The sequence below is a fragment of the Nonomuraea sp. CX421 genome (genome assembly GCF_059358955.1).
Genome location: NZ_JCADBK010000004.1, coordinates 128757 through 144278, shown reverse-complemented (window position 1 = coordinate 144278; position 15522 = coordinate 128757). Strand labels below are relative to the sequence as shown.

13 protein-coding genes are annotated in these 15522 nt (G+C 70.9%); 6 read left to right on the top strand and 7 right to left on the bottom strand.

Annotated elements, in window-relative coordinates; translation table 11 throughout:
* Positions 1-350 precede the first annotated feature (350 nt).
* From AC5L3X_RS09400 to AC5L3X_RS09390, 3 genes are all read right to left on the bottom strand, one after another.
* Positions 351-1253 carry an RpnC/YadD family protein gene (locus AC5L3X_RS09400; protein ID WP_494856379.1) on the bottom strand — a complete coding sequence of 301 codons (903 nt, stop codon included), beginning with the start codon at positions 1251-1253 and terminating at the stop codon, positions 351-353.
* Positions 1254-1354: 101 nt separating this feature from the next.
* Complete coding sequence (locus AC5L3X_RS09395; protein ID WP_494856378.1) at positions 1355-2245, bottom strand: serine/threonine-protein kinase; 891 nt, start codon at positions 2243-2245, stop codon at positions 1355-1357.
* 38 nt (positions 2246-2283) lie between these two features.
* Positions 2284-4032, bottom strand: a complete 1749-nt coding sequence (locus AC5L3X_RS09390) for an HsdM family class I SAM-dependent methyltransferase (protein ID WP_494856377.1) — start codon at positions 4030-4032, stop codon at positions 2284-2286.
* Positions 4033-4108: 76 nt separating this feature from the next.
* Between AC5L3X_RS09390 and AC5L3X_RS09385 the strand changes: the two genes are divergently transcribed.
* From AC5L3X_RS09385 to tpx, 4 genes are all read left to right on the top strand, one after another.
* Positions 4109-4879 carry a PP2C family protein-serine/threonine phosphatase gene (locus AC5L3X_RS09385; RefSeq protein WP_189124594.1) on the top strand — a complete coding sequence of 257 codons (771 nt, stop codon included), beginning with the start codon at positions 4109-4111 and terminating at the stop codon, positions 4877-4879.
* Between the two features lie 209 nt (positions 4880-5088).
* Positions 5089-6009, top strand: coding sequence for a CHAP domain-containing protein (locus AC5L3X_RS09380; RefSeq protein ID WP_494856376.1), 921 nt, complete (start codon positions 5089-5091; stop codon positions 6007-6009).
* A 102-nt stretch (positions 6010-6111) separates the two neighbouring features.
* Positions 6112-9375, top strand: coding sequence for a fused isobutyryl-CoA mutase/GTPase IcmF (gene icmF, locus AC5L3X_RS09375; RefSeq protein WP_494856375.1), 3264 nt, complete (start codon positions 6112-6114; stop codon positions 9373-9375).
* A 143-nt stretch (positions 9376-9518) separates the two neighbouring features.
* Positions 9519-10019 carry a thiol peroxidase gene (tpx, locus tag AC5L3X_RS09370; protein WP_189124592.1) on the top strand — a complete coding sequence of 167 codons (501 nt, stop codon included), beginning with the start codon at positions 9519-9521 and terminating at the stop codon, positions 10017-10019.
* Positions 10020-10083: 64 nt separating this feature from the next.
* On the opposite strand, the gene AC5L3X_RS09365 is transcribed toward tpx, so the two are convergent.
* Positions 10084-10884 carry an SAM-dependent methyltransferase gene (locus tag AC5L3X_RS09365; RefSeq protein ID WP_494856374.1) on the bottom strand — a complete coding sequence of 267 codons (801 nt, stop codon included), beginning with the start codon at positions 10882-10884 and terminating at the stop codon, positions 10084-10086.
* A 137-nt stretch (positions 10885-11021) separates the two neighbouring features.
* Here AC5L3X_RS09365 and AC5L3X_RS09360 point away from each other — a divergent pair, with 137 nt between their 5' ends.
* Positions 11022-11777, top strand: coding sequence for a helical backbone metal receptor (locus AC5L3X_RS09360; protein ID WP_494856372.1), 756 nt, complete (start codon positions 11022-11024; stop codon positions 11775-11777).
* Between the two features lie 105 nt (positions 11778-11882).
* Here the strand turns inward: AC5L3X_RS09360 and AC5L3X_RS09355 are convergent, their stop codons facing one another.
* Positions 11883-12863: a zinc-binding dehydrogenase gene (locus tag AC5L3X_RS09355; protein WP_494856370.1), complete on the bottom strand. Its 981-nt coding sequence runs from the start codon at positions 12861-12863 to the stop codon at positions 11883-11885.
* Positions 12864-12868: 5 nt separating this feature from the next.
* On the bottom strand, positions 12869-13738 hold the full coding sequence (locus AC5L3X_RS09350; RefSeq protein ID WP_494856368.1) for a haloalkane dehalogenase: 870 nt from the start codon (positions 13736-13738) through the stop codon (positions 12869-12871).
* Between the two features lie 74 nt (positions 13739-13812).
* Between AC5L3X_RS09350 and AC5L3X_RS09345 the strand changes: the two genes are divergently transcribed.
* Positions 13813-14310, top strand: coding sequence for a MarR family winged helix-turn-helix transcriptional regulator (locus AC5L3X_RS09345; protein WP_494856366.1), 498 nt, complete (start codon positions 13813-13815; stop codon positions 14308-14310).
* Here AC5L3X_RS09345 and AC5L3X_RS09340 read toward each other — a convergent pair.
* Complete coding sequence (locus AC5L3X_RS09340) at positions 14298-15521, bottom strand: ROK family transcriptional regulator (RefSeq protein ID WP_494856365.1); 1224 nt, start codon at positions 15519-15521, stop codon at positions 14298-14300. The genes AC5L3X_RS09345 and AC5L3X_RS09340 overlap by 13 nt on opposite strands.
* Position 15522: the final 1 nt, after the last annotated feature.

Sequence of the window (15522 nt, the reverse complement as noted above, 5' to 3'; positions counted from 1 at the left end):
CACCTGCTGCTTGACGGCGAGAACGAGTCCCCGCCGTCCATGATGTCGACGTTGCGCAGCGTGCGATGTGTCCGCCCGTCCTTCTGCACACCCGGACGTCTCGCGCCACGCGGGGTGGGTTGTGCTGAGCGGTTTGCGTACCGCACGGATGCGTTTGACCTTGCCCTCGTCGTTGCAGATCACGACAGAATCGAACGCCCTGGCGAGGAGTAGGGCACGCCCGTGACATGCCGCCGCCGGCGGCGGCACCAGCGCGTCGTACCTTCTGCCTGAAGGAGAACCCGTCCGCGGAACGGAGGCATGTGGCGCGGTGCGACGCCTCGGCGGCAGGCGTCTGACGTCCGTTTACATCAGTGGCGCTGATCTCCCGATCTGTCGAAGAGGTCATCCACCGTCTGGGTGGTGACCGCACGAGTGACCCAGGTTTCTAGTTGGGTCAGGTCGGTGCAGGCGGTAATGCGGGCCCGAACGTCGTCGGGGAGCATGAATCCACGGGTTTCCAGAAGGAGCAGCACTAGCCGGGCGGCCTCTTCTGCTTTCCCTTCGGCCTTGCCTTGGGCTTGCCCCTCTTCGAGACCGCGGCCGTAGTGTTCGCGCGCGAAGGGGCTGTAGACGGGCCAGGCGGTGGACTTCATGATCTCCTCCATGAGTCGCCGGATGTCGGGCGCGGCCATGCTGTAAGCGTATTCATAGTACTTCGGAGCGTGTTCGTCGCGGAGTTCGGTCAGTGCCATGGCGAACGCTTCGATGACCTTGCGATCACGGCCGTGGACCATGACCGACATGGCCGACAGCCCTGGCTGCTCCGCGGCCTGGTGAGGGTCGGTGATGGCGGGGATGTCGTCCGGCCCCAGCACCTGGCACTGGAGGCGGTAGCCGGTCAGGCCGGAGTCGATCGGCTGTGCGTAGTGGGCGGCAGTTGCCCGGTCGGGTGTGATGACCAGGACCGTGACGTCGCAGCCCAGCAGCAGCCATAGCGCGGCGGCGTAGCGGGTGAGCTGCCGGGGATCCTTGGCCTTGTCCTGCTGGATCTCCACGACGATGGCGTGCGCGGGCGACTGGGGTGGCCCCATGACGAGGATCAGGTCGGTCTCGATGTCGTCCGAGTGGCGGGTGTTGAACGTGCTGTCCTCCACCCGGATCAGGGGAGTGGCAGGTAGTTCCACCCCCATGAGGTCACGCAGGATCTCCACCGCCAGCTGCGGGCGGTCGCTGATCATCTGGATCAGGGCATCATGTCGGGGGGACGGCATGCCACTTATTGTGGCACGGCAATTACGTTGAGTGATGCATGGTCGATGGTCACGTTCCGGAGCCGGCCTTGATGTGTGGGACGGTTGCGGCCCGGATGTCGCTAACCGCTGAGCACTCGGCCCACCATGCGGGCGTACATCCGGCCCGGGCTGGGCGACTTGGCCAGGAAGCCGGGCAGCATCGGCAGCCCCACCGCGAACGGCTCCAGCCGCTCGTACAGCGCCTCGGCGCCCGCCGGCCGGTCGTCCGGCTTCTTCTCCAGCAGCTCGGCCAGCAGTACGCCCAACTCGCCGGGCAGCCCCGGGATGCGGGGCGGGCGCTGCTTGACCTGCTTCTCGAACACCACGTAGTCCGTGGGGCCGGTGAACAGCTGACGCCCGGTCAGCATCTCGTGCAGCACGCAACCCAGTGAATAGAGGTCGCTGCGCGGCTCGGCGACGCCGTGCTGGATCTGCTCGGGCGCCATGTACGCGGGCGTGCCGAGGATCTGGCCGATCCGGGTGAACGTGGTGACGTCGGCGTCGCGCAGCATGGCCAGGCCGAAGTCGAGCACCTTGACGCTGCCGTCGGGGCAGAGCATGAGGTTGGTCGGCTTGAGGTCGCGATGGCAGATGGACAGCGCGTGCGCGGCGGACAGCACGGCGCACGCCTGGGCGGCGATGGCGGCGGCCCACGAGACCGGCAGCGGCCCGTGCTCGCTCACCACGTCGGCCACCGTGACACCCTCGATGAACTGCATCACCTGGTAGAGCCGCTGCTCGTGGGTGCCGAAGTCGTACAGCACGGGAGCGCCCGGATGCTCCAGCCGGGCCAGGATGCGCGCCTCGCGGATGAACCGGCGCTCCAGCTCCTCGTCGGGCCCGCTGGGCAGCCGGAGGAGCTTCACCGCCACCCGGCGGTCGAGATGGCGGTCGTGGCCCGCGTAGACGGCTCCCATGCCGCCCTGCCCCAGAGGGAGGTCGTCGAGCACATAGCGGTCGCCGATGACCATGAGCCCCCTCCCGCCCCTATCGCGAAAAACCTACACCGTCAGGACTGGGGCTGCAGGTGGCCGTCGGTCAGCCCGTCGAGGCCGAGCCGGATCAGCGTCTGGCCGAGCGCGGAGGTCTCGCGAAGGGCGTCCTCCAGCACGGCCAACTGCCGGAACGCCTCGCCGTAGGCGGTCTGGTCGGCGAGCGAGAGCCGGGGCAGGCGGGTGCGCCGCGCGTCGAAGCGGCTGGAGCCGGTGGTCGCCCGCCCGCCGGCGGCGCGCAGGAAACCGGCCAGGAAGTCGGGGTCGAGCCGGCGCGCGTCGACCCGGTAGAGGGTCAGGTGCGGACCGAGCACGAAGCCGCCCTCGGTCATCACCCGCACGCTGGAGTAGGACGCCACCACGTCGCCCGGCCGGACCTCGACGAGCCCGCGCTGCGGGCCCGCGCGGCCCGACGGGGCGGTGCCGTGGGCGATGTCGTCGGCCGTCAGCACCGCGACGTCGCCGCCGTCGGCCGCCATCTTGGGCGGCGCCTGCACCGTGGTCACCAGGCCCTCCTTGATCAGGTCGCCGACCGTGGTGACCGGCTGGTCGAGCGGCTGGTCGAGCACCTTGAGGTCGGGCGGCGTGGCGGCGGCGGCCAGGAAGCGGTCGCGGGTCTCGGTGAAGGCCCGGCCCAGGTCGTCGCGGCGCTGGTGGCGGGCCGGGGTCATGTCGACCTCGTCGGCCAGCAGGTCGATGATGCGTACGGTCTGGTCGGAACGGTCCTCCAGATAGGCCCGCCAGGCCGGCTCGACCGCCGACTGGTCGGTGGTCGCGTCGAGGATGAGCACGTCGGACGGCGGCCGCTCGCCGGCGGCCGGGCGGCGCAGCAGCCACAGGTCGCTGCCCGGCAGCGCGACCACGGCGCGCAGGGCGCCGGCTCGCAGCAGGTTGGCCCGGATGCGCCTGCCCGCCTTGCGGCTCGCGGCGGCGGGCGGCATGAGCACCGCGACCAGGCCGCGCGGCCTGACGTGGGTGAGGCAGTGCTGGACCCAGGCCAGCTCGGGCTCGCCCCGGGGCGGCAGGCCGTACTCCCAGCGCGGGTCGCCGGTCAGCTCCTCGTAGCCCCAGGACCGTTCGTTGAACGGCGGGTCGCACACGACGGCGTCGGCCTTCTCGCCGGCGAAGGCGTCGTGGCGGATCGAGTCGCCCGCCTCCACCCGGGCCCTGACGCCGCGCAGCCGCAGCCGGGCGGCGGTGATGCGGGCGGAGGTGCCGCTGAGGTCCTGGCCGAGGACACTGGATGCCCGGGGCGCCAGCAGCAGCGTGCCGACGCCGCAGGCGGGGTCGAGCACCGTGCCGCCGTCTGCGTGGACCAGCCTGACCATGAGGGCGGCGGTCTCCTCGCGGGTGACCGAGAGCTGCCGGGAGTGGGCCTCCAGGTAGCGCTCGATGAGGAACTCGTACGCGGTGAGCGGGTCGTGCCGCTCGGCCAGCTCGAAGACCAGCGCGGCGAGCTCGGGGTCGAGCTCGCTGTGCCCCTCGGTCAGCAGCACTCCGACCTGGGCCACCAGCTCGCCCAGCCGCAAATCACCGGCGGCTCTCAGGCGTTGCCATACCCGATCACCCAGGGAGACCTGGTAGGACTTCCCATAGCGTCGCAGCCAGGACTCGACCTGGGGCAGCGAGAAGAGGGGTTGGTTGGCGGTGCCGCCGACGGGCAGTGGGAAGTCGTCGTGGCGGCGGCGCCAGTTGCTGACCGCGGCTCGCCCGACCCCTGCGAGCCGGGCGATGTCCCCGGCGTTCACAGTCGGGTCATGGCTCATGAAGGCCACAGTAGTTCACAAGAGTCTTCAGCGCATCTGCTTGTGAAGTCTTTCAACCAATGATTTACTGCAGGGTATGAAGCAGAACATCCGCTATGCCGCCGGATCAGATGTGGGCCGCCGCAGGGAGCAGAACGAGGATTCCGGTTATGCGAGCAGCCGGCTGCTCGTGGTGGCCGATGGGATGGGCGGGCACGCGGCCGGTGAGCTGGCGAGCTCGGCGGCCATCGCGGTCATGCGCGAGCTGGATGCCACGCTTCCCGAGGCGGGGGTCGACCTTGAGGCCGCGATCGAGGGCGCCGTGCACGAGGCGGCGCGCCGGCTGGTCGAGTTGGCCGACATCGACCCGGCGCGCAGGGGGATGGGGACCACGGTGACCGCCATGCTGTGGGACGGCTACCGGTTCGCCCTGGCTCATCTCGGTGACTCCCGCGGATACCTGCTTCGCGATGGTGCGCTTTACCAGATGACCAAGGATCACACACTTGTGCAGTCGATGGTGGACGAAGGACGGATAACAGAGGATCAGGCCGCCGTGCACCCCCGGCGGTCGATGGTGCTCCGGGTGCTGGGCAGCGAGGGCCGTGCCGAGCCCGACCTGGCGCTACGCGAGGCCGAGCCCGACGACCGCTATCTCCTGTGCTCCGACGGGCTGACGACCGTCCTCGGGCCCGAGGTCCTGCACGAGGTGCTGACCACGTTCGCCGACCCCGGAGCGGCCGTACGGCGGCTGATCGACCTGGCCAACGAGGGCGGCTCGCCCGACAACGTGACCGTGATCGTGGCCGACGTGGTGGCGCCGGGCGGGGGCGATCAGCAGGTCTACCGCGTAGGGGCCGGCGCGTAGGCAGGCGGGTGATCAGCGGCTCCGCCTGAGGTGGCGCCGGCTGCCGTCACCTCTGTCACTTCTGCCGCACAGCCGCTGTTTTCTCTCATGGTTAGCCACTTTCTGGGTGTTCGGCGCGCGATCGTAGGTCGGCTATTACAGTCCAACGTGATCTGCCGGATTTTCTGGGAGGAGTCGCCCTGGACCCGATCGCGGAAGATCTGCTGAAAGTGGTACGCCAGGAGATCGGCTACCGGGAGAAGGGCGGCCAGCACACCAAGTTCGGCAACTGGTACGCCGACCGTGTCCAGGATTCCCAGTACCGCAACGCCCCCTGGTGCGACATGTTCATCGCCTGGGCTGCGGACAAGGCCGGGGTCACCGACTACGTCGGCCAGTTCGCATGGACTCCTTCCCATGCCGCCTGGTTCATCCAGAAGGGCGCCTGGACCGCCAAACCGGAGCCGGGTGCCCTGGTCTTCTTCGACTGGAAGGGCGGCAAGAGCTACAAGGGCATCGACCACGTGGGCATCGTGGAGCGCGTCTCCGGTAACAGGATCCACACGATCGAGGCGAACGTCGACCGCGTCTGGCTCAAGCGCAAGACCCGCGAGACGGACAAAGTCGTCGGCTACGGGTTACCCCGGGTGGTCAAGGAGCGCCTCACCCAGAGTGAGATCCGGGCCACCGACCAGCCATTCGTCCCCGTGCCGCGCGTGGCGGCGCCGCAGGGGTCGCCGTTCGACATCCTGGGCACGCCGCAGGCGCTGCTGGCCGTGATGGTGCTGACCACCGTCGTGCTCTCCTTACGCCGCGCGGGTCACCGCCGTGGCACCCGCAGGGTCGCCCACCGCCGCTTCCGCTGGCCATGGAACGCGCCAGACACGCCAGACGTGCCACCGGCCAGGCGCCCCACTCCGGCCAGACCCGCCGCCCCGTTCCCGACGGCCAGGCCCGCCGCCCCGTTCCCGAGCGCCGGGCGGGGCGAGCCCGCCGGCCCGTCTCCGTCCGCCGCGCCGGTACGCCATCCCGATCCGGCGCTCTCCGGCCGCCCGGAGAGTGGCCGGAGCCGGGTCCCCGCGGGCGTGGGTCACGGGGGTGAGCGCCGTCCGACGGTGACGAGACGCCGGCCGTACGAGCCGAAGGGCTGACCGCCGCACGGGTGTTTCCCTCGCGAAGAGCAGGGGGCTTGGGAAATAGTAGGACGTCCTAGTATCTTCGAAGTGAGGCCCCTCACCAAGGAGTGATCAGGCGTGCACGTTCCGGCCCACCCTGTCCGTTTCGTGACGGCAGCGGCCCTGTTCGACGGTCATGACGCGGCGATCAACATCATGCGCCGCATCCTCCAGTCGCAGGGCGCCGAGGTCATCCACCTCGGGCACAACAGATCGGTGGACGAGATCGTCACCGCGGCCGTCCAGGAGGACGTCCAGGGCGTGGCGATCAGCTCCTACCAGGGCGGTCACGTGGAGTTCTTCTCCTACCTGGTCGAACTGCTGCGCGAACGCGGCGCGGGCCACATCAAGGTGTACGGCGGTGGCGGCGGCGTCATCGTGCGTGAGGAGATCGACCTGCTCCACTCCCGCGGCGTCACGCGCGTCTTCTCCCCTGAGGACGGCCAGCGGCTCGGCCTGCCCGGGATGATCAACAAGCTGATCGAGGAGTGCGACGTCGAGCTGAACGGCGCCCCCTCGGCCGAGGCCGTGCTCTCGGGCGACCAGGCGGCGCTGGCCAGGGCGATCACCCTGATCGAGGCCGGCCGCGCGCCGGACGGGCTGGTCGAGGGCCTGCGCTCGGCGGGGCGCCAGGCGCCCGTGCTCGGCATCACGGGCACCGGCGGGTCGGGCAAGTCGTCCCTCACCGACGAGCTGGTCCGCCGGCTGCGGATGGACAACGACGACAAGCTGCGCATCGCGATCATCGCCATCGATCCGACCCGCAGGCGCGGCGGCGGCGCGCTGCTCGGTGACCGCATCCGGATGAACAGCCTGGGCCCGCAGACCTACTTCCGCTCCCTGGCCACCAGGGGCGCCCCCAACGAGGTGCCCGCCTGCCTCGACGACGTGATCGCCGCCTGCCGCGCCGCCGGCCACGACCTGGTCGTGGTCGAGACTCCCGGCATCGGCCAGGGCGACGCCGGGATCGTGCCGCACGTCGACGTGCCCATCTACGTCATGACCCCCGAGTTCGGCGCGGCCTCCCAGCTGGAGAAGATTGACATGCTCGACTTCGCCGAGGCCGTGGTGATCAACAAGTTCGAGCGGCGCGGCGCCGAGGACGCCCTGCGCGACGTGAGCCGCCAGCTGGTGCGCAACCGCGAGGCCTTCGGCGTCTCGCCGGACGAGATGCCGGTGTTCGGCACGATCGCCTCCCGCTACAGCGACGCCGGGGTCACGGCGCTCTACCACCACCTCAAGGGCCTGCTCGTGGACAAGGGCATGCCGGCCGGTTCGGGCCTGCTCGCGCCGGTGCGCGGACGCACCTCCCTGGCGTCCGCCGCGACCGTGCCGCCCGCCCGCGCCCGCTACCTGGCAGAGATCGCCGACACGGTGCGCGGCTACCACGCCGAGACGGACGCCCAGGCCGAGGTGGCCCGCCGCCGCCGGCAGCTCACCGCCGTCCGCGACCTCCTCGCCACCGGCACACCCGGCACACCCGGCAAAGCCGCCGGAGCCGCCGAGGCCGGAGCGGTGGACGCGACGGCGGCCAGGCTGGCGGAGCTCCTGGAGCAGGCCGAGGGCGAGCTGAGCGACGAGAGCCGGGCGCTGCTCGACTCCTGGCCCGCCACCCGCGCCGCGTACACCGCCGACGAGCTGGTCGTACGGGTACGCGACCGCGAGCTGCACACGCCGCTCTGGCGGGAGACGCTGTCCGGCAACCGCGTCCCCCGAGTGGCCCTGCCCCGCTACACCGACGACGGTGAGCTGCTCAGGTTCCTGCGCCGCGAGAACCTGCCGGGCAGGTTCCCGTTCACGGCGGGCGTCTTCCCGTTCAAGCGCGACGACGAGGACCCGACCCGGATGTTCGCCGGCGAGGGCGACCCGTTCCGCACCAACCGGCGCTTCAAGCTGCTCTCCGAGGGCCAGCCCGCGACCCGGCTGTCCACGGCGTTCGACTCGGTGACGCTCTACGGGCACGATCCCGACCCGCGGCCCGACATCTACGGCAAGGTCGGCACGTCGGGGGTCTCCATCGCCACGCTCGACGACATGAAGGTGCTCTACGACGGGTTCGACCTGTCCGCGCCCAACACGTCCGTCTCGATGACGATCAACGGCCCGGCGCCGACGATCCTGGCCTTCTTCCTCAACGCCGCCCTCGACCAGGCGCGCGACGCCTTCCGGGCGGAGCACGGGCGGGAGCCGTACGAGCAGGAGGAGCGTGAGCTGCGGGTGCGGACGCTCGCCACCGTCAGGGGCACGGTGCAGGCGGACATCCTCAAGGAGGACCAGGGCCAGAACACCTGCATCTTCTCCACGGAGTTCTCGCTGCGGATGATGGCTGACATCCAGGAGTGGTTCATCGCCAACGGCGTGCGCAACTTCTACTCGGTCTCGATCTCCGGCTATCACATCGCCGAGGCCGGGGCCAACCCCATCAGCCAGCTCGCGTTCACGCTCGCCAACGGCTTCACCTACGTCGAGGCGTACCTGGCACGCGGCATGCGGATCGACGACTTCGCGCCCAACCTGTCGTTCTTCTTCTCCAACGGCATGGACCCCGAATACAGCGTGCTCGGGCGGGTGGCCCGCCGCATCTGGGCGGTCGCGATGCGCGAGAGGTACGGCGCCGCCGAGCGCTCGCAGAAGCTCAAGTACCACATCCAGACCTCGGGCCGCTCCCTGCACGCCCAGGAGATGGACTTCAACGACATCCGCACCACCCTGCAGGCCCTGATCGCCGTCTACGACAACTGCAACAGCCTGCACACCAACGCGTTCGACGAGGCGGTGACCACGCCGTCGGCCGAGTCGGTGCGCAGGGCGATGGCCATCCAGCTGATCATCAACCGCGAGTGGGGCCTGGCGCGCAACGAGAACCCGCTGCAGGGCTCGTTCATCATCGACGAGCTGACCGACCTGGTGGAGGAGGCGGTGCTGCGGGAGTTCGAGCGGCTGTCTGACCGGGGCGGCGTGCTGGGCGCCATGGAGACGGGCTACCAGCGCGGCCGGATCCAGGACGAGTCGATGCTGTACGAGACCCGCAAGCACGACGGCTCGTTGCCGATCATCGGAGTCAACACGTTCCACAACCCGCGCGGCGACGAGCCGCACCCGCGGAAGCTGGAGCTGGCCCGGGGCACCGAGGAGGAGAAGCAGTCGCAGCTCGACCGGCTGCATGCCTTCCACGAGCGCAACCGGGCCGAGGCGCCCGCCGCGCTGGCCCGGCTGCGCGAGGCGGCGATGTCCGACGGCAACGCCTTCGAGGTGCTGATGGACGCCGCCCGGTTCTGCTCGCTCGGCCAGATCACCGACGCCCTGTTCGAGGCGGGCGGCCAGTACCGCCGCAACGTCTGACGTGGGTCGGCCGGTACCGGCGCAACGTCTGACGCCGGTCGGCCGGCGACGGCGCGCGACGTGCGCCGGTCGGCCCGCGTCGGCCGCTGTGGTGCCCGCCGATAGGATCAAGATCGGGGGTATCACTGCAATCAGGAGGTTTCATGTCCGACGTCACGTTCAAGGGCAGCCCGATCACCGTGGGCGGCACCTTCCCGCAGCCTGGCGCCGCGGCGCCCGACTTCCGTCTGGTGGGCGGTGACCTCGGCGAGGTCTCGCTGGCCGACTACGGCACCTCCACCAAGGTGCTGAACATCTTCCCGAGCGTCGACACCGGTGTCTGCGCCGCGTCGGTCCGCCGCTTCAACGAGGTGGCCGCCGACCACCCCGACGCCGTGGTGCTGTGCGTCTCGGCAGACCTGCCGTTCGCGCAGAAGCGCTTCTGCGGCGCCGAGGGGCTCGACAGCGTGGTCATGCTCTCGATGATGCGCGGGCGCGAGTTCCTCACCGACTACGGCGTGGCGCAGGAGTCGGGGCCGCTGGCCGGGCTCGCCGCCCGCGCGGTCGTGGTGCTCGACGGCGACAACAAGGTGATCTACTCGGAGCTGGTGCCGGAGATCACCCAGGAGCCCGACTACGATGGCGCGCTCGCCGCGCTCAAGTAGTCACCGGGAGCCGTACGGCGGGGGCCGGGATCCGTCACGGACCCCGGCCTCCGGTGCTCGGGCGTCAGGGCTTGCGGCCCATCCCGCACAGGAGCAGCGACGACTCGGGAGAGTCGGCGAAGCCGATCGTGTCGGCCGGAGCGGGCCGCCACTGCGGCAGCCACACCAGGCCCGGCTCGGCCAGGTCCCACCCGTCGAACAGGGCCGCGACGCGCTCACGGCCGCGCGGGCTCAGCGGAGAGGTCGTACGCCGGAAGACCTCGACGATCTTCGCGGCGCCGGCGGCGCGCGCGTCGCCGGCCAGGTGGGAGATGACCAGCGCGCTGCCGGGGGCCACCGCCTCGCGGAGCGTCGCGAGGATCCGGCCGGGGTCGTCGGCGTCGCTGACGAAGTGCATGACCGCGGTGAGCAGCACCGCGACGGGCCTGCTGAAGTCAAGGGTGCGCGACACCTCGGGGCTGCGCAGGATGTCGAGCGGTTTGCACAGGTCGCCGTAGACGACGGCGGTGCCCTCACCGGCCGGCATCGCCCGGGCGTGCACCAGGACGACCGGATCGTGGTCGACGTAGACCACGCGCGCTCCGGGGGTGACCTCTCGGGCCAGCTCGTGCACGCTGCGTCGCGTGGGCAGACCGGTGCCGAGATCGAGAAACTGCGTCACACCGGCCCTGGCCAGCTCGTGAACGGCACGTTCCAGAAACGCGCGATTGGCCCGCGCGGCGGCGCGGAGCTCAGGCGCCACCCGGAGGATCTGCTCCGCGGCCTCACGGTCGGCGGGGAAGTGGTCCTTGCCTCCGAGGAGGTAGTCGTAGAGCCGGGCGACGTTGGGAGTGTGCGGATCGAAGCCCAGCGGTTCGCGCTCCAACCAGTGGCCCCCGATCAGAAGTCCACGACCTTTATCTGGGAGTCTACTGACGCGTCAGGTCAGCTGTGGAGGTGCTTCGGCACACTGGAATCGTTCCAGTCGGGTCGCCGACGACGGCCGCGGCGCGGGGGGCAGGTGTGAAGGACGACACGGGAGCCGAGGTGCGGGTGCCCGCCGAGGTGCGCCGGATCGTGTCGCTGGTGCCCTCGCTGACCGAGTCGGTGGCGGCGACCGCCCCGGAGACGCTCGTCGGCGCCACCGACTGGTGCGCCCATCCGGCGGGCCTCGACGTCACCCGGGTGCGGGGCACCAAGAACCCCGACCTGGAGACGATCAGGGCGCTGCGCCCCGACCTGGTCCTCGCCAACGCCGAGGAGAACCGCGAACCCGACATCTCGGCGCTCCGCCAGGCCGGTCTGGCCGTCTGGGTGACCCGGATCGAGACGCTGGACCAGGCGTTCACCTCGCTCGACCGGATGTTCCGCCTCGCCTGCCGCGCCGACCGTCCCGGCTGGCTCGACCTGGCCGAGGAGGCGTGGCGGGAGCCGCCGAGCGGGCCGCGGCGCACGGCGATCATCCCGATCTGGCGGCGCCCGTGGATGGTGGTGGGGCGTGACACGTTCACCGGCGACGTGCTGAGACGGCTCGGCGTGGACAACCTCTATGCGGATCACCCGGAGCGCTATCCCAAGGTGCCGCTGCCCGAGCTGGTCGGGCGGGCTCCCGACCTGGTGGTGCTGCCGGACGAGCCGTACGCCTTCGCCGCCGGCGACGGGCCCGAGGCGTTTCCCGGACTCGGGTGCGTCCTGGTCAGCGGGCGCGACCTGACCTGGTACGGGCCGTCGCTCGTCGCCGCCCGCGACCGGCTCGCGGCCTGCCTCACGCCTGGTTAGTCATGGCTCCGCCGCGCGCGTTCGGCTGAGATCCGTGGCCGGATTCAGCCGAACGCGCCGCACCGGTGAGGTCGTCCATCGATCAACGCCCACCGCGCGGGGGAGTCATGGTCGCAGAACCGTCTTTCCGGTGGTGGCGCGCGACTGCAGGGCGAGATGCGCGGCGGCGGCGTCCGCCAGGGCGAACCGCTGGCCGATGACGGGGATGAGTCGCTTGCTGGTCAGCGCTTCCATGGCGCTGAGCTCCAACTCCCTGACGCCTCCTGGGCGCTGCAGGATTCGGGCACCGACGGCGGAGGCGGCGCTGATCCCTCGAGCGAACAGGTCCTCGGCCGACAACTCAGTCAGAGAGCCCGCAGCGGAACCGAACATCACCAGGCGTCCGGCCGCCCCGAGCAGTTCCAGCGCGTCCCGGCCGATCCGGCCCCCGACTCCGTCGAGGACCAGCGTCACCGGCCTGCCCGCCAACGCCTCGCGCACAGCGCCGGGCCAGCCGGGCCGGGTGTAGTCGATGGCGTGGTCGGCGCCCAGCCCGTGGACGAGCGCCACCTTGCCGGGGCCGCCCGCGACGCCGACGACCGTCGCGCCCACGGCCGACACCGCCTGGAGCAGCAGGGTTCCGATCCCGCCGGCGGCCGCGGTGACCAGGACGACGTCGCCGGCGACCGGGCTCGCGAGTTCGAGGACGGCCATGGTCGTCCGGCCGGTGCCGACCATGGCCACGGCGGAGTCGGCGTCGACGTCGTCAGGCAGGATGTGGAGGGCCGTCGACGGGGCCAGCGCGAGCTCGGCGTACCCGCCGCCGGCCAGGCCGAGGTCGGCGACGACGCGTCGGCCGACGAGGTGGGCGTCGGCGTCGGAGCCGGTCGCGTCCACGAGTCCGGCGACCTCCCGGCCCGGGGTCATGGGCAGTCGGGGGGCGACCCGCGGCCCGCCCCCTCCTTGGCGAATCACCGTGTCCAGGAGGTGAACACCGGCCGACTCGACCCGGATCCGCACCTCGCCGTGGGCGGGATGGGGATCGGGCACCTCCTCCGGACGGAGCACCTCGGGGCCGCCGAACGCGTGTTGCCTGATCGCTCGCATCGCGCTCATCCCTCGCCGTTCAGGTTGTGCTCGGCCAGCCAGGCGAGCAGCGAAGCGGCGATGGCCCCGGGCTGATCTTCGGGGGTGTGATGGCCGGCGGGCCCGTGCGTCACGATCTCCAGGGCGGACACGTGGGCGACGCACCAGTCGATGGTCTTCTCATCCGTCATCGCGCCTGGGCCGGGTTCGAAGGCGAGCAGGAGCTTGGGCACGTCCGGGCTGTCGGCCAGCCACTCGTCGTAGGCGACGATCCTGGCCACGACGTCGGCCGGCTCTCCTTCCAGGGGCATCGCCCGCGGCCACTGCAGGAGCGGCAGCCGGCTCTGCCTGGTCGGGTAGGGGCGGCGATAGACCTCGTGATCCTCCTTGCTCAGCCCGCCGGTGATGGTGGCGGGAAGCGCCTTTTCGATGAACGAGTTCTCGTCCAGGACCATGGCCTCGCCCACGCCGGGAGAACGCATGGCCTCGAACAGCGGGCGGGCGCCGGTGGGGAAGTCCTCCCAGGACATCGGCCTGATGATGGTCTCAGTGAACGCGATGCCCCGGACCCGTCCGGGATTGCGTGCGGCCCAGTCGAAGGCCAGGGCGCCGCCCCAGTCGTGACCGACCAGCACGACCTGGTCGAGACCGAGCACGTCGAACCACGCGTCGAGGTAGCGAGCGTGATCGTGGAAGGTGTAGGCGATGTCAGGCTTGCCCGACTCGCCCATGCCGATGAGGTCGGGCGCCAGGCACCGGCCGGACTCGCTGACGGCGGGCAGGACGTGCCGCCACAGGTAGGACGAGGTGGGGTTGCCGTGAAGGAAGACCACCGGCGTCCCCGCGCCGGCCTCCCGGTAGAAGATCGTGGAATCAAGAACATGGGCGGTGGGCATGGCGGACCTCTCTGCGAAGATGGCAGACTAGACAGGTACCTGACCATATTAAAACTAGACAGGTGGCTGTCAATATGAGCCGAGATCCGTCCGCCAAGCGCCTGCGGCTCGCCCTTCTCCTGCGCCTGCTCCACCGCGAATACACCCGTGACATCGAGGTGTCCCTAGCGAAGGCGGGCTTCGGCGACATTCGATCGGGGGACGCCAAAGTGTTCCCGTTCGTCCCGCCCGAGGGGATCGCGGTGCGTGAGCTCGCCGTCCGGGCCGGCGTGCGCAAGCAGACCATGGCGCAGTCGGTCGACCAGCTCGAACGGGCCGGTTATCTGGAACGCCGCCCGAATCCGCGCGATGGCCGGTCGCGGTTGATCGTCCTCACGGAACGGGGTAGGGCGGTACGGCCGGTGGTCGCGGGCATGGGAGACAGGATCGAGCGGCGGTGGGCCGAGCTGACCAGTCCCGAGGAGTTCGAGACCCTCCACGACCTTCTGCACCGCCTGCTGGACCGCATCGGCCAGGCGGACCCCGACGCGGCCGCCCGCCTGACGTCGCTCGACGACGGTCAGCTCGACTGAACCCGACCGTGCACGGTGCGGCGAGCGTCGTGCGAACGCAGGGTGCGCGGTGGAGGGGGCGGCGCACTGGCGAGCTCCGCCAGGGCGGCGTCGACGGTGGCCGGGCTGAGCACGTGCTCCATGACGATCACCGCGGTGCCCACGATCCCGGCGCGGTCGCCCAGCGAGCTGGTCGCGATCTCCAGGTTGCGCGTGGTGTACGGCAGGCTGCGCCGGTAGACGCTCTCCCGGATGCCCGTCAGGTAGTGCTCACCGGTCTCGGCCATGTCGCCGGCGAGCACCAGGACACCGGGGTTGAGCAGGCTGACCGCGGTGGCCAGCACGATGCCCAGCGTGCGGCCGGCCTCCTGGGTGCGGGCGATGGCCGTGGGATCGCCGGCCTGGACGAGGCGCACCACGTCGCGGCTGGTCTGACCGCCCACGTCGACGGCCACCGCGTGGCCGCTGGCCAGGGAGGCGACGCAGCCGCGCGAGCCGCAGGTGCAGACCCGGTCGTCGGTCTCGCGCAGCCGTACGTGGCCGATGCTGCCCGCGGCGCCCTCCACCCCCCGGTAGATCTCGCCGTCGAGGATGACGCCCGTGCCGATGCCGGTGGAGACCTTGACCAGGACCAGCGCCCGGGTCTCGCGCCAGGTCGACCACCACTCGCCGAGCGCCATCGCGTTGGCGTCGTTCTCGACCAGGATCGGCACCTCGAAGTCGGCGCCCAGGGCCTCACGGATCGGGTAGTCGTCCCAGCCGGGCATCAGGAACGATCTGACCACCCGGCCGGAGGTGTGGTCGACCGAGCCGGGCAGGTCGACGCCGATGCCGCACACCCGGTCGTGGGGGTGTCCGGTGCGGTCGAGCAGCCGCTGGAACGCCTCGCGCACCCAGGACAGGACCGCCTTGGGGCCGCGGTCGATGCGCATCTCGGTGTGCTCCTCGGCCAGTGGCCGGGCGGCGAGGTCGGTCAGCGCGACGTGGGCGTGGCCCGCCCCCAGGTCGGCCACGAGCACCAGGCGGCCGGCGGCGTCGATGTCGAGCACCGAGGGCGGCCGTCCGCCCCCGGAGCTCGCCACGCCCGACTCGTGGATGTAGCCGGCCTCGATCAGCCGGTCGACCCGGTCGGTGATCGTCGATCGGGACAGTCCGGTGAACTCGATGAGTTCCTTGCGGGTGCGGCAGGAGCCGTCGCGGATCAACTGGAGGATCTGCCCTGCCGTCAGCATG

What these genes read in the sequence shown, in the direction of transcription:
- AC5L3X_RS09400 (WP_494856379.1), bottom strand. Translation starts at nt 1,253, where the DNA reads ATGCCGTCCCCCCGACATGATGCCCTGATCCAGATGATCAGCGACCGC.
- AC5L3X_RS09355 (WP_494856370.1), bottom strand. Translation starts at nt 12,863, where the DNA reads ATGCGAGCGATCAGGCAACACGCGTTCGGCGGCCCCGAGGTGCTCCGT.
- AC5L3X_RS09340 (WP_494856365.1), bottom strand. Translation starts at nt 15,521, where the DNA reads ATGCTGACGGCAGGGCAGATCCTCCAGTTGATCCGCGACGGCTCCTGC.
- AC5L3X_RS09350 (WP_494856368.1), bottom strand. Translation starts at nt 13,738, where the DNA reads ATGCCCACCGCCCATGTTCTTGATTCCACGATCTTCTACCGGGAGGCC.
- tpx (WP_189124592.1), top strand. Translation starts at nt 9,519, where the DNA reads ATGTCCGACGTCACGTTCAAGGGCAGCCCGATCACCGTGGGCGGCACC.
- AC5L3X_RS09345 (WP_494856366.1), top strand. Translation starts at nt 13,813, where the DNA reads ATGAGCCGAGATCCGTCCGCCAAGCGCCTGCGGCTCGCCCTTCTCCTG.
- AC5L3X_RS09385 (WP_189124594.1), top strand. Translation starts at nt 4,109, where the DNA reads ATGAAGCAGAACATCCGCTATGCCGCCGGATCAGATGTGGGCCGCCGC.
- AC5L3X_RS09395 (WP_494856378.1), bottom strand. Translation starts at nt 2,245, where the DNA reads ATGGTCATCGGCGACCGCTATGTGCTCGACGACCTCCCTCTGGGGCAG.
- AC5L3X_RS09390 (WP_494856377.1), bottom strand. Translation starts at nt 4,032, where the DNA reads ATGAGCCATGACCCGACTGTGAACGCCGGGGACATCGCCCGGCTCGCA.